This is a genomic window from Streptomyces nanshensis (assembly GCF_001751255.1).
Lineage (GTDB): Bacteria > Actinomycetota > Actinomycetes > Streptomycetales > Streptomycetaceae > Streptomyces > Streptomyces nanshensis_A.
Genome location: NZ_LJGW01000715.1, coordinates 1 through 12,769, shown reverse-complemented (window position 1 = coordinate 12,769; position 12,769 = coordinate 1). Strand labels below are relative to the sequence as shown.

Genomic DNA, 12,769 nt, shown 5'->3' with positions numbered 1-12,769 from the left:
GCGGGCGCGCGCCGCGCGGCTCCGGCGAACGCGCTCGCCCCGCTGCGTCCGGCCCGCACCCGTGGGCGACCACCGTCCGTACGCCATACGGGAGTTGCCGCGTCGGCGCCCGCCGTAGTCCGCCTCGTCCCGCCTCGCCCGGCGCCGCCCCGGAGCGGTGACCTTCACGCCGGACGCACCGGACAGTACGGTGACCGTCTGCGAGCGAACGCACCATACGGGCGGACAGGTCGGATCGAGGAGGCGGCAGGCGTGGGCGGCGTACGGCAGGACCACACGACGGCGGCGGACGGCACCCGGATCGCCACCTACACCTGGCACCCCGACGACGCCGAGGGCGCCGGCAGGCAGCCGCGCGCCCTCGTCCAGATCGCGCACGGAGCGGCCGAACACGCCCAGCGCTACGACAGGTTCGCGCGCTTCCTCGGCCGCTTCGGGTACGCCGTCGTCGCCTCCGACCACCGCGGCCACGGCGCCACCGCCGAGCACACCGGCGGCTACGGCGTCGTCGGCGAGAGCGGCTGGCGGGCGACCGTGGAGGATCTGAAGACCGTGGGCGACCGCGTACGGGCCGAACTGCCCGACGGCACGCCCTTCGTCTTCCTCGGGCACAGCATGGGCTCCCAACTCGCCCGCGACTACGTGCAGGAGCACGGCGAGGGCGTGGCCGGGCTGGTGCTCTCCGGGACGTTCCGCTCGCTGCCCGGCTGTGAGACCGAGACGGCCGTGCGACAGCTCGAAGGGGAGATCGAGAAGGGCGGGCGCGGCGCGGTCTCCGGCTTCGTGCCCGACCTCTTCAGCTCCTTCAACGACCCCTACACCCACCGCACCGGCTTCGAGTGGCTCTCCCGTGACGAGGACGAGGTCGACGTCTACGCCGGTGACGAGCGCTGCGGCTTCGCCTTCAGCGCCGGGCTCTCCCTGGACTGGGTGCTGGGCAGCCGCAAGATCAACGACCCCGCGCAGCTCGACAGGATCCCGCGCGACCTGCCCGTGCACATCGCCGTCGGCGACCAGGACCCGTGCAACCAGGGGATGACGCTCGTCTACGAACTCCTGGAGGACTTCCGGTACGTGGGGATGCGCGACGTCGACTGGCGGGCGTACGCGGGCGCCCGGCACGAGATCCTCAACGAGACCAACCGGGACGAGGTGTACACCGACCTGCTCCAGTGGCTCAACGACCACGTGTGAGCGGGTTGTTGAGCCCGGTACGGGAGGCGGAGAGCGCGCGCGGACGAGCGCTCCGGGAGTGGGCGGCACGACGGCCGGCCCGGCCCGCGGCCCCGCTCAGAGCGTGACCGCGAACCCCTTCTGGAAGGTGGAGGCGGGCCCGGGACGGGCGTAATACCAGCCCTGCGCGGTGTCGCAGCCCAAGTCCCGGAGTTTCGAGGCCTGATGCTCCGTCTCGACGCCCTCCACCGTGACCGCCAGCCCCAGCGCGTGCGCCAGCGTCACGATGCCCTCGACGAAGGTGACGTCGGCCGGGTCGGCGGGATGCTGCTGGAGCCCCTGGGTGAAGGAGCGGTCCAGCTTGAGCGTCGTGGCGGGCAGACGGCGGAGGTTGGCGAGGTTGGAGTAGCCGGTGCCGAAGTCGTCGAGCGCGATCTCCACGCCCAGCTCGGCGAGTTGGCGCAGCGGCTTCAACTCGTCCTCGTCCGCGCCGATCAGCGCGCTCTCCGTCACCTCCAGGCAGAGCGACGAGGGCTCCATGCCGGCCCCCTCCAGGACCGCCACCGTGTCCGGTACGAGGTCGGGGTGGTGGAGCTGGCGCGGTGAGAGGTTCACGTTCACCCGCAGCGGCCGGTAGTCCTCCGAGGCGCCCTTGCCGCTCTTGCCGGACTTCCCGCCGCCCTTGCCGTTCTTCGCGCCTCTGCCGCCCTTCGCCGCGGCCTTCGCCTCGGCGCTGCGCTCCTCGTGCCAGGCGCACGCCTGACGCACCGCCTGCTCCATCACCCAGCGCCCCAACGGGACGATGAGACCGGTGTGTTCGGCGAGCGGGATGAACCGGTCCGGACCGAGCAGCCCGTGCACCGGGTGCTTCCAGCGGACCAGGGCCTCGGCCCCGTCGACATGGCCGTCGCTCATGCGGATCAGCGGCTGGTACTCCAGGAAGAACTCGTCACGCTCCAGCGCCGTCGGCAGCCGGGTGGTCAGGCTGTGCCGGTCTATGGCGCGCGCGTCGGAGTCCGGGTCGGCCAGCTCGTAGCGGTTGCCGCCCGCGTCCTTCGCCCGGTACATCGTGATGTCGGCGCTGCGCATCACCTCTTCGGGACGCAGATCGCCGCTCGGTCCCTCGACGATGCCGATGCTCGCCCGTACGGACAACTCCCGTCCGTCGACGCCGATCGGGGTCGCCAGCGCGGCCAGCACCTGCCGGGCCAGCTCGGTGACCTCCTCCGGGCCGGACGGGTCGGTCACCAGCGCCGCGAACTCGTCGCCGCCGATGCGGGCCACGAGATGACCCGACCCGGCGGTGCAGGACTGGAGGCGCTCCGCGACGGCGATCAGCAACTGGTCGCCCACGGCGTGCCCCAGGCTGTCGTTGACCGCCTTGAAGCCGTCGATGTCGAGATAGCACAGCCCGAAGCGCTTGACCTCGCCGCTCGCCGACAGCAGCCGGTCCAGCCGCTCGGCGAACAGCGTGCGGTTGGGCAGCCCCGTCAACTCGTCGTGCGTCGCCTCGTACCGCAGCCGCAGATGCAGCAGCCGGCGCTCGGTGATGTCCTCCACGAGGGCCAGTTGGTAGCGGGGTTCGCCGTCGGCGTCGCGCAGCAGCGAGACGGTGAGGTTGGTCCACAGCACGGTGCCGTCGGGCCGCTGGTACGGCTTCTCCACCCGGAAGTGGTCGCGCTCGCCCCGTACCAACTGCCGGTGCATGCGCCAGACTTGGGGCGCGTCGTCGGGGTGCACCCACTCGTTGACGTTGCGCCGGCGCATCTCCTCCTCGGAGCGGCCGAACATCCGGGCCAGCGCACCGTTGGCGTCCCGGATGCGGCCGTCCATGTCGGCGATGGAGATGCCGATCGTGGCGCTGTTGAAGACCGCACGGAAACGTGTCTCGCTGGCGTGCAGCGCCTCCTCGACGGCCGTCTGCGCGGCGAGCGCCGCCCGCGAGAGCGATTCCTGTTCGCTCAGGGTGCGGTCGCGCAGGGCCTGGGTGAAGCCCGCGGCGATGGCGTGCTGGAGGCGGGAGCAGCGGGCGCGTGCCTCGTCGACGTCGAGCGTGCTGCTCTCCGGATCGCGGCTGTAGAGCACCAGATAGGAGTCGATGACGCCCAGCAGATGCGGCAGCGCGTCCGGGCTGGTGCAGTGTCCCGCGACGAGCGCGGAGCCGACCTCGCGTCCGACGGCCGGGGAGAACGGGTGCGCGTGCAGCGCGTCGCACAGCCGGACGGCCAACGGGTGGAGATAGTCCTCCAGTTCGGCGCGCGTCATCGAGGTCTGCGTCACCGGATAGACGGCGCGGCTCCAGATGGTCGCGAAGCGCCGAAGTCCGTCCTTCTCGAGCCCTTCGGGCTCGTGCGGCCCGGAGTTCACCCGACGCGTCCCGCCTTGCGGCCCACCCCTGCGTAGCCGCTGAGGAGGAGGGGGTCGTCCGTGCCGGGCACGTCCTCCGGGCGCCAGCGGGGGAGCGGCACGACCCCCGGCTCGACGAGTTCGAACCCGTCGAAGAACCGCGTGATCTCGGTGCGGCTGCGGGTGATCAGCGGCGAACTCGTCTGTCTGTAGACGTCGCGTACGCCGCCGCCGACGTTGCGCATCGGGCCCTCGTCCGCCGAGGAGTGCGAGAGGACGAGGAGGCTGCCGGGCGCGAGTTCGTCACCGATCTCCCGGACGGTCTTCCAGGGATCGTCCTTGTCCTCGATGAAGTGCAGCAGCGCCACCAGCAGCAGGGCGACGGGGCGTTCGAGGTCGAGGAGCCGCTCGACCTCCGCGCTGTAGAGGATGTCCTGCGGGGAGCGGAAGTCCGCCGAGACCACCTCGGCACGGTCGTTGCCCTCCAGCACCGAGCGGCTGTGGGCGACGGCGACGGGGTCGTTGTCGACGTAGACGACGCGGGCGGAGGGGTCGGCCGACTGCGCGGCCTCGTGGACGTTGCCGAAGGTCGGAATGCCCGAACCGATGTCGAGGAATTGCGTGATGCCCTCGCCGACCGCGAAGCGGATCGCCCGTCGCATGAAGGCACGATTCGCCTGGATGATTTTCGGAAGCCCCGGCCACGCCTCTATGGCCCGCCTGCCGGCCTCCCTGTCCACCTCGAAGTTGTGCGAGCCGCCCAGATAGTAGTCGTACATTCGGGACACGCTCGGCACCGTCAGGTCTATGCCCTGCGGGGCCCAGGCAGGACGTTCCATCTGGGTCTCCAGCTCGTTCAGCTCCGACGGCCGCTTGCCGTCGGGTCACGAGGCTACTGACAGGGGCGGGGGAGTTGGAAGGAATCGGTAAGTCTACGGCTGGATCTTGTCCCGTGGGGCGGGAGTTTCCCGGGCATAGCACCCCGGCAAGTCACCCCGTGCCGGGTGACGCCCCGGAGAACGGGACGAACTGGTCGCGGACGGCACGCAGTTGACGGCCGGGCCGGTCACCGGGCGGCGCCTGTCTGCGGATTCCGCACCTGCCTTCTGCGTACGTTCCCGTACGTGTTCTGTACGTGTCCCGTACGTACGCGTCCCGCTCCGCGTTCCGTACGGCGGCCGGCCCCGTGCCGTTTCCGCGCCCGGCGGGGTGGCACCCGGAAGCCGCGACGGTGCGCAGCCGGAGGGAGGCCCGCCGATGAACTGCTACGACTGCCGGGCACGGGGCGAGACGAGCGTCGCGGTCGCGGTGTGCAGCCGCTGCGGCGCGGGGCTGTGCATGGACCACGCCCATGTGGCGCCGCAGACCGTGCACGAGACCGCCGGGGTCGGCCGGTCCACGCACTCACCCGACGCACGCCGTCTGACCTGCGGCGTCTGCCACGAGGCCGAGGTCTGAGCCGTACGGTCCGCGGAGCCGGGCCGCGGCGCCGCGCGCGGCCCCGCCCGGAGCACACTGGAAGTGAGACCCCGAGCACGGGAAGAGGCGAGAGAAATGACGCTTCGCCGTCCCGGACAGCGGGCCGGCAGCCGGCGCGACGAGCCGCCGCAGCCCTTCGAGCGCTACTGGCCCCGTACGGGAACCGAACCCATCACGGCCCGCAGCGCGCTGGGTCTGCGGCTGGTCCTCGCGCTGCTCTTCACGCCCGTCTTCCTCGCCGGAACCGCGCTGTTCTGGTTCTGGGCGACGCAGTCGGGAGCCGGAGCCGTGCCGACCGCCGACTCCCTGTACACGCTCACCGCGATCTGCGGCGGACTGTCGCTGTTCGCCCTGACCGACCTGATCGTCGTCGTACGGCGCAGGAGCAGGCGGAGGCCCCCGCCGGACCGGTCGGAGGGCGCGGCATGAACGTTTTCCGCCGACCCTCACGGGTACCGCCGGGTGGCATGACTGAGGACGAAGGCCACGACCCGGGGGCGGAGCCGGAGGACGAGGGCATCCCCGACCTCCAGGACGGCTGGCCCGAGGCCGAACTCGCCGAGGACCCGCAGCGCGCGGCCGTGCCGGGCGACGAGCCCGTGGCGGTCGAGAGCTACGGCACCACGTTCGACGAGCAGGTCGAGGGGGAGCCCCTCGACGAGCGTCTGGCCGAGGAGGAGCCGGACGTCGGCGACGAGGAGGCGGAGCCGCTGCCCGACGAACCGGCCGGGCAGCTCAGCGACGACCCGCTGGAGTGGCGGTCCGCGAACCAGGACACCTTCTCCTCGGCGTCGCCCGCGGAAGGGCTGTCGGGGGAGGAGACAGCCGTGCACGTCGCGGACGACGACGACCGCGAACTCGGCCTGGAACTCGAGGACATCGAGCAGGCCGCCGAGGGCCCGGACCCGCGTCCGCCGCGTGCGCCCGGACCGGAACGCGTCGACATGGACACCGACGAGGACGAGTGAGGCGGAGGTGAACGGGGCGCCGTAGCGCCGCCGTCACAGCCTCACAGCCGCACGCCGTGCGCGCGAAGATAGCCCAGCGGGTCGATGTCCGTGCCGTAGCCGGGGCCCGTACGGACCTCGAAGTGCAGATGCGGGCCTGTGGCGTTGCCCGTCGCACCGGAGCGGCCCACGCGCTGCCCGGTGCCGACCGTCTGGCCTGCCCGCACCGAGATCGCCGAGAGATGGCCGTACTGGCTGTAGCGGCCGTCGCGGTGGCGCAGCACCACCTCGTAGCCGTACGCGTCCGCCCAGCCCGCCGAGACGACCTTGGCGGCGGAGACGGCCTTCACGGTGGTGCCCGTGGGCACGGGGAAGTCGACGCCCGTGTGGTGGCCCGAGGACCAACTGCCGCCCGACGCCTGGTAACCCGTGGTGGGGCTGACGCCGCTGACGGGCGCGGTGGTGCCCGCGGAGGCGGGCTTGCGGGCCTGTGCCTTGGCCTTCTGCTGCTGAGCCTTCTCCCGCTGCGCCTTCTCGCGGGCCTTGCGCTCCTCGGCCTTGCGCGCTTCGGCCTTCTGCTCCTTGGCCTTCTGCGCCGTGCGTTCGGCCTCCGCCTTCGCCTTGGCCTTCGCCTTCGCCTCGGCCTGTGCCTTCGCGGCCGCGGCCGCGGCGGTCTCCTCGGCCTTCTGGGACTTCTGGCTCTTCTCCGCCTGTTCGGCCTTCTCGGCGCTCTCCGCCTTCTTGCGGGCCGCCGCGTCGCCGTCCCGCTGCGGTGCGGACGCGGGGCGGGTGCCGTCCAGGTGCAGCCGCTGGCCGGGGAGGATCAGGTCCGGATCGCCGCCCACGGTCTTGCGGTTGCGTTCGTAGAGGCCGGGCCAGCCGCCCTTCACCTCGTGCTCCTCGGCGATGGAGGAGAGGCTGTCACCGCCGACGACCTCGTAGGTCGTCGCCTTCTTCGCGCGCTCCGCCTTGGCCCGTTCGGCCTTCTCCGCCTTCTCGGCGCTCTCCGCGCGCTCGGCTTCCCCGGCCTTGGCCTTCGCCTTCGCCGCGTCCTGCGTGCTCTGGGGCCGCGGCGCGCTCTGCGCGGGCACCCGTGCGGCCTGCTGCTGCGTACCGCCGGCTGAAAGCCCCGCCCGCGGGCCGCAGTTGGGCCATGCCTTCGGGCCCTGACCCTTCAGCACCTTCTCGGCGACGGCGATCTGCTGGGCCTTCGTCGCGAGGTCCGCACGGGGCGCGTAGGCGGTTCCGCCGTACGCCTCCCAGGTGCCCTGCGCGAACTGCAGCCCGCCGAAATACCCGTTGCCGGTGTTGATCTCCCAGTTGCCGCCGCTCTCGCACGCCGCGACCTTCTGCCAGGGGTCGGCCGCCGGAGCCGCGTGCACCAACTGCGCCCCGATCAGGGGTAATGCGACGCCCGCTCCGCCGGCGGTGACTCTGAGCGACGCACGCGTGAACGAGCCGGTGCGTTCGGGGCGACGGTGACGTCCGCGTGGGGGCATGGCGGGACCTCCGGTCAAGTGGGCACCCCGTCAAGCGAGTTACGGAGCGTCAGTGCGGTTACGGAGCGCGCCCACAATACGATCGGCGCCCAGAAGGTCACAAGGGGTCACGACGAGTCGCACGGCGGCGCACGGCAGCACGCGGCGACGGATCGGATCTCCGCGGAACCGGGCGGGGCGGGCGCCGCCCGTCACCCGGCGCCCGTGCCGGGAACGCTCAGGCGCCGAACCCCCGGTCGCGCACCAGGCGGTTGACGGCCCGGTCGGCGAAGCCCTCCTCCAGATAGACCTCGCAGACCAGCGCGCCCGACCCGGACAGGTCGTGCTCCACCTCGTAGAGGCTCAGCTCCGAGCCGTCCGCCAGCAGGAAGGCGTGCTCGTAGACCGTGCACCACACCTGCCACTCGTGGGCCAGCACCTGCGGCTTGGGCACCGGAAGGATCTCGTGGCCGCGTGCCGTCTCCAGCAGGGCGGCGATCTCCTGACCCGGGCTGTCGGCGTTCTCCGCCCGGCGCAGCAGCCGCCGCGCATGGTCGGGAGAGCCGGTCTCGCGGTACGTACGGCGCCCGAAGGGATGGCCCGTCGTGAGCAGCAACTCGACGGGTACGTCGGCCGCGCCGCCGCGGCGCCGCCCGCGCGGACCCCGCCCCGCGGTGCGGTGCGCCTCCTGCACACGGTGCTCGGAGCGCACCAGCGCCTCCTCGCTCTCGTACACCTCGTGCAGGACGCGGAGGCCGCTCCCGTTCCCGCCGCTGCCGTCCTCGGCGCTGTCGTAGCTCAGCTCCCACAGCGCGACCAGCTCGCCGTCGGGGAGCAGGAAGACATGGCGGTGGCTGCTGCACCGCAGGCTGGGCGCGGGCGCCTTGCGCTGGCGCCAGCCGTGCAGTTCGACGTGGACGAGCAGGGCCTCGTCGAGGCGTGCGAGCACGGAGTCCGAGACATCGAACGGATTCCGGACGCGCGCCAGCAGTTCACGTACATGCGCGGCAGGCGTCGGCACTGCTTCCATGCCCATGGCGGAGCCCCTCCCCGGCACTACCCAATGACGATCCCCGCAGGCACACACCGTAGTCCGGGGAGCACGCGCGGGGGAGCGGATTCCATGGAATTCCGGTGCCGGAAGCGGAACTTCCGTTGCGCGTCCTGTGTAGTTCCCGGGACGGCGGGTACCGCGGGCCGCGGAGCTCCTCGGCAGGCAGGGAGGAGGCCGCCATGCAGTTCCGTGACCGCCGCGAGGGCGGCAGAGCCCTCGCGGAGAAGCTGGCCGAGCGGCAGCGCGAGGGCCGTCTGCCCGACCCCGTGGTGCTCGCCCTCCCGCGCGGCGGAGTGCCCGTCGCCGACGAGATCGCCCGCGCGCTGCCGGCGCCCCTCGACGTCGTCGTGGCACGCAAGATCGGTGCGCCCTTCCAGCCGGAGCTGGGCGTCGGCGCGGTGGCGGGGGACGCCCCTCCGGTCTACGACCCCGTGCTGCTGGGGCACTTGGGCCTCAGCGAACGCGATCTGGCGCCGACCGCGGAGCACGAGCAGGCCGAGCTGAAGCGCCGTGAGGAGGCCTACCGGCGCGGACGCGGCAGGCTCGACCTCACGGGCCGCTCCGCGGTCGTCGTGGACGACGGCGTCGCCACGGGCTCGACGGCGCGGGCGGCGCTGCGCGCGGTGCGGCAGGCCGGCCCCGTGCGTACGGTCCTCGCGGCGCCCGTCTGCTCACGCGAGGCGACGGAGCAACTCGCGGGCGACGCCGACGAGATCGTGTGCGCGTACGTGCCGCCGGCCTTCGGCTCGGTGGGCTTCTGGTACACCGACTTTCCGCAACTCAGCGACGACGAGGTGCTGGACATCCTGCACGTCACCAAGTGACCGGGTGCCCCGCCCACTTCGCCGACGGAGCCGCCGACGGAAGCCGCCGACCGAGCCGCCGACGGTGCCCAACCACCCTCGCGCCGGGGCCCGTCGAGGACCCCGGCGCTCAAGTGCGGCCGGAAAGCGGAACCTTGAGCGGGCCGGAGCGGGCACCGCCGCAACGGGCCCCGGGCGCTCAGGGATTGAAGACCACCTTCACCGCGCCGTCGGCCTTCTTCTGGAACATCTCGTACGCCTCCGGCGCCTGCGCGAGCGGCAGATGGTGCGTCGCGAAGTCGTCGACGCCGAGCACGTCCTCGTCCGTCAGCAGCGGCAGGATGTCGGGCACCCAGCGCTTGACGTTGGCCTGCCCCATGCGGAGCTGGATCTGCTTGTCGAACATCGTCATCATCGGCAGCGGGTCGGCCGCGCCGCCGTACAGACCGGAGAGCGAGACCGTGCCGCCGCGGCGCACGATGTCGATCGCGTGCTGGAAGGCGGAGAGCCGGTCCACGCCCGCCTTGGTGACGGCCTTCTCCGCCAGCTTCCCGGGCAGCATCCCGCCGACCGACTGCACGACCTTGCCCGCGACGTTGCCGTGCGCCTCCATGCCGACGGCGTCGATGACGGCGTCCGTGCCGCGTCCGTGCGTCAACTCCCGTACGGCCGCGCCGATGTCGTCGTGCTCGGTGACGTCCAGCACCTGTGCGCCCCGTGCGCGCGCCCGCGCCAGCCGCTCCGGTACGAGGTCGATGCCGATGACCTGACGGGCGCCGCGGTGCAGGGCGATACGGCACGCCATGTCACCGATCGGCCCCAGTCCCACGACCGCCAGCGTGCCGTCCTCGGGCACGTCCGCGTACTCGACCGCCTGCCACGCCGTGGGCAGGACGTCGGAGAGGAAGAGGAAGCGGTCGTCAGGCGGACCCTCCGGGACCTTGATCGGCCCGTACTGCGCCTGCGGAACGCGCAGATACTCCGCCTGCGCCCCGGGCACCGCGTCGTAGAGCTTGCTGTAGCCGAACAGCGGTGCGCCCGTGCCCTGTTCGCGTACCTGCGTCGTCTCGCACTGGGTCTGCAGACCCTGGTCGCACATGAAGCAGTTGCCGCACGCGATCTGGAACGGCACCACCACGCGGTCGCCCGGCTTCAGGCCCTGCACCGCGCTGCCGGTCTCCTCGATGACGCCCATCGGCTCGTGCCCGAGGATGTCACCGGGGGTCATGAGCGGCGTGAGCACCTCGTAGAGGTGCAGGTCGGAACCGCAGAGCCCGCTCGACGTGATCCGTATGACCGCGTCGGTCGACTCCTTGATCACCGGGTCCGGCACATCGGCGACCCGGACGTCGCGCTTTCCCTGCCAGACGGCTGCCTTCATCCCGTCTCACCTCCGTGGGAGGCCGCACGGGTGCCCGCCGTGCCGCGGCCGGACACGTACGGGACGCGGCGTGTACGTGCCCCGGAACCCGCCGTCACGAGTGACCCGGGCGGCGACGGGAATCACAGCAGGGTCGGACGGCTCGACGGCGGCGTCCCGGGGCACCCCGGGACCGCGCGCAACCGGTGCGGGGAGCACGGTGCGCGGCGGCCGGAGCCGGGGCGGGGACGGCCGGTACGACGCGAGCACGAGCAGCACCGCCCGGACGAGCCGGAGGAGCCGGCGAGCCGCGGACGACCACACGAGGAGCACCGGTGACGACACTGCCCGTCGGTTACGAGTCCTATTGGATGCTGTCCGCCGCGTCCGCTCCCCATCCACCGCTGAAGGCCGGGAGCCGGACGGAAGTGGACGTCGCGGTCGTCGGCGGCGGAGTCGCCGGGCTCTCCGTCGCCTGGGAGCTGGCGCGGGCCGGACGCCGCGTCGCCGTGCTCGAATCCGACCGCATCGCCGCCGGGGTCACCGGTCACACCACCGGGAAGGTCTCCGCCCTGCACGGGCTCGTCTACTCGCATCTGCGGGAGAGACAGGGAGCGGACGACGCCCGCCGCTACGCCTCCTCGCAGCAGCAGGCGATCGAGCATCTGGCCGCCGTCGCCGGGGAGTTGGACGTCGACTGCGAGCTGGAGCGGATCCCGGCGTACACCTTCGTCGAGTCCGAGCACCACGCGGAGGACATACGGGCGGAGGCCGAGGCCGCCCGCGAGGCCGGGCTGCCCGCCTCCCTGGTGACCGAGACCGGACTGCCGTTCCCGGTGCACTCGGCCGTACGCGTCGAGGACCAGGCGCAGTTCCACCCCCGCAAATACCTCTTGGCGCTCGCCGAGGACCTGCTGCGGCGCGGCGGCCTCATCCACGAACGCACCCGCGTCATCGGCCTGGACGAGGGCGATCCGTGCCGTGTGACCACCGAGAACGGCGCCGAGGTCCTCGCGGGGGACGTCGTCGTGGCCACGCACTACCCCGTCTTCGACCGGGCGCTGATGTTCTCCCGGCTCCAGCCGCGCCGCGAACTGGTCGTCTCCGCGCTGGTGCCCGCCGCGAGCGACCCGGGCGGCGCCTACCTCACCCCGGAGCGCGGCACACGCTCGGTGCGCACCGCCCCGTACCCCTTCGGGAAGGGACGGCGGCTGCTGATCGTCACCGGCGAGAAGTTCACGCCCGGCACCTCCGGGCAGGGCTCGGTGGGCGCGGGCTACGAGCGGCTGGCCGCCTGGACGTACGAACGCTTCCCGGACGCCCGCCTCGTGCACCGCTGGGCGACGCAGGACAACGACACCACCGACGGCGTCCCCTACATCGGCTCCTTCCACCCGGCGGCACAGCACACCTGGGTGGCCACCGGCTTCGGCGGCTGGGGCATGTCCGGCGGAGTGCTCGCCGGGCAGCTCCTCACCGCGTACATCACCGGTGCGACGCTGCCGCCGTGGGCGGGCCTGTACGAGCCGCGGCGGCTGAGCCCGCGCGAGGCGCCCGCCGTGCTGCGCTTCCAGTCGACGGTCGCGGGACGGTTCGTGGGGGACCGGCTGCGCTCGTCGTACGCGGACTCGGTGGAGGAGATCGCTCCGGGCACCGGCGCGATCGTGCGCGTACGGGGGCGGCGCAGCGCCGTCCACCGCACGCCCGAGGGCGAGGTGCGGGCGCTCTCGCCGCGCTGTACGCATCTGGGCTGCTTCGTGCGGTTCAACGACGCGGAGGGCGCGTGGGAGTGCCCGTGCCACGGCTCGCGGTTCGACACCGAGGGGCGCGTCATCCAGGGGCCGGCGACGAGACCGCTGGAGCGGCGGGACGACGTGACGTGAGACGGGGACGCCGGTGGCGGCCCTCTGCCCTCGGCGTCGTCGGTGGCGGCGTCGGCGTCGGCTTCGGCGTCGGGGCGGGCGGCCGGGACGTACGGGCCGCGCCCGCTCCGGCCGTCCGTCCCGGCGGTTCATCTGACCGGGTGTCCCGTACGGACCGCCCGCCGTAGCGCCCGGGCCGGGGACCACGCCGCGCCTAGCATGCGGAATCCCATATTCCGCGGAGGTGCACAGGCTCATGTCCCCTCT

General features: G+C 72.6%; 11 protein-coding genes. 6 read left to right on the top strand and 5 right to left on the bottom strand.

The window, feature by feature from the left end; translation table 11 throughout:
* The first annotated feature begins 252 nt into the window (after nucleotides 1-252).
* Nucleotides 253-1,194: an alpha/beta fold hydrolase gene (locus tag AN218_RS32875; protein WP_070020680.1), complete on the top strand. Its 942-nt coding sequence runs from the start codon at nucleotides 253-255 to the stop codon at nucleotides 1,192-1,194.
* A gap of 96 nt (nucleotides 1,195-1,290) precedes the next feature.
* On the opposite strand, the gene AN218_RS32870 is transcribed toward AN218_RS32875, so the two are convergent.
* Together AN218_RS32870 and AN218_RS32865 are read right to left on the bottom strand one after the other, a co-directional pair.
* Complete coding sequence (locus AN218_RS32870; RefSeq protein ID WP_070020679.1) at nucleotides 1,291-3,540, bottom strand: putative bifunctional diguanylate cyclase/phosphodiesterase; 2,250 nt, start codon at nucleotides 3,538-3,540, stop codon at nucleotides 1,291-1,293.
* Nucleotides 3,537-4,358 carry an SAM-dependent methyltransferase gene (locus tag AN218_RS32865; RefSeq protein WP_070020678.1) on the bottom strand — a complete coding sequence of 274 codons (822 nt, stop codon included), beginning with the start codon at nucleotides 4,356-4,358 and terminating at the stop codon, nucleotides 3,537-3,539. Before AN218_RS32865 ends, AN218_RS32870 begins: the two co-directional genes overlap by 4 nt.
* 418 nt (nucleotides 4,359-4,776) lie before the next feature.
* Here AN218_RS32865 and AN218_RS32860 point away from each other — a divergent pair, with 418 nt between their 5' ends.
* From AN218_RS32860 to AN218_RS32850, 3 genes are all read left to right on the top strand, one after another.
* A complete protein-coding gene (locus AN218_RS32860; protein ID WP_070020677.1) occupies nucleotides 4,777-4,977 on the top strand; it encodes a DUF2180 family protein in 201 nt (66 codons plus the stop codon).
* Nucleotides 4,978-5,073: 96 nt separating this feature from the next.
* The gene (locus AN218_RS32855; protein ID WP_244900902.1) at nucleotides 5,074-5,427 is read left to right on the top strand and encodes a DUF6343 family protein; all 354 of its coding nucleotides are present in this window, start codon (nucleotides 5,074-5,076) and stop codon (nucleotides 5,425-5,427) included.
* A gap of 38 nt (nucleotides 5,428-5,465) precedes the next feature.
* Nucleotides 5,466-5,966 carry a hypothetical protein gene (locus AN218_RS32850; protein WP_070020676.1) on the top strand — a complete coding sequence of 167 codons (501 nt, stop codon included), beginning with the start codon at nucleotides 5,466-5,468 and terminating at the stop codon, nucleotides 5,964-5,966.
* Between the two features lie 41 nt (nucleotides 5,967-6,007).
* On the opposite strand, the gene AN218_RS32845 is transcribed toward AN218_RS32850, so the two are convergent.
* Entirely contained in the window at nucleotides 6,008-7,444 is a 1,437-nt protein-coding gene (locus AN218_RS32845) for a transglycosylase family protein (protein WP_070020675.1), read from the bottom strand.
* Between the two features lie 217 nt (nucleotides 7,445-7,661).
* Nucleotides 7,662-8,459, bottom strand: a complete 798-nt coding sequence (locus tag AN218_RS32840) for a DUF6227 family protein (RefSeq protein WP_070020674.1) — start codon at nucleotides 8,457-8,459, stop codon at nucleotides 7,662-7,664.
* A 197-nt stretch (nucleotides 8,460-8,656) separates the two neighbouring features.
* Between AN218_RS32840 and AN218_RS32835 the strand changes: the two genes are divergently transcribed.
* A complete protein-coding gene (locus tag AN218_RS32835) occupies nucleotides 8,657-9,301 on the top strand; it encodes a phosphoribosyltransferase (RefSeq protein WP_070020673.1) in 645 nt (214 codons plus the stop codon).
* Nucleotides 9,302-9,479: 178 nt separating this feature from the next.
* Here AN218_RS32835 and AN218_RS32830 read toward each other — a convergent pair whose 3' ends face one another.
* Nucleotides 9,480-10,661 carry an alcohol dehydrogenase catalytic domain-containing protein gene (locus AN218_RS32830; RefSeq protein WP_070020672.1) on the bottom strand — a complete coding sequence of 394 codons (1,182 nt, stop codon included), beginning with the start codon at nucleotides 10,659-10,661 and terminating at the stop codon, nucleotides 9,480-9,482.
* 314 nt (nucleotides 10,662-10,975) lie between these two features.
* On the opposite strand from AN218_RS32830, the gene AN218_RS32820 reads away from it, so the two are divergent.
* Nucleotides 10,976-12,523 carry an FAD-dependent oxidoreductase gene (locus AN218_RS32820; RefSeq protein WP_070020670.1) on the top strand — a complete coding sequence of 516 codons (1,548 nt, stop codon included), beginning with the start codon at nucleotides 10,976-10,978 and terminating at the stop codon, nucleotides 12,521-12,523.
* Nucleotides 12,524-12,769: the final 246 nt, after the last annotated feature.

Bases quoted from the DNA above. Each gene is read 5' to 3' on its own strand.
- AN218_RS32865 (WP_070020678.1), bottom strand. From the start codon at position 4,358: ATGGAACGTCCTGCCTGGGCCCCGCAGGGCATAGACCTGACGGTGCCG.
- AN218_RS32860 (WP_070020677.1), top strand. From the start codon at position 4,777: ATGAACTGCTACGACTGCCGGGCACGGGGCGAGACGAGCGTCGCGGTC.
- AN218_RS32855 (WP_244900902.1), top strand. From the start codon at position 5,074: ATGACGCTTCGCCGTCCCGGACAGCGGGCCGGCAGCCGGCGCGACGAG.
- AN218_RS32850 (WP_070020676.1), top strand. From the start codon at position 5,466: ATGACTGAGGACGAAGGCCACGACCCGGGGGCGGAGCCGGAGGACGAG.
- AN218_RS32845 (WP_070020675.1), bottom strand. From the start codon at position 7,444: ATGCCCCCACGCGGACGTCACCGTCGCCCCGAACGCACCGGCTCGTTC.
- AN218_RS32840 (WP_070020674.1), bottom strand. From the start codon at position 8,459: ATGGGCATGGAAGCAGTGCCGACGCCTGCCGCGCATGTACGTGAACTG.
- AN218_RS32835 (WP_070020673.1), top strand. From the start codon at position 8,657: ATGCAGTTCCGTGACCGCCGCGAGGGCGGCAGAGCCCTCGCGGAGAAG.
- AN218_RS32830 (WP_070020672.1), bottom strand. From the start codon at position 10,661: ATGAAGGCAGCCGTCTGGCAGGGAAAGCGCGACGTCCGGGTCGCCGAT.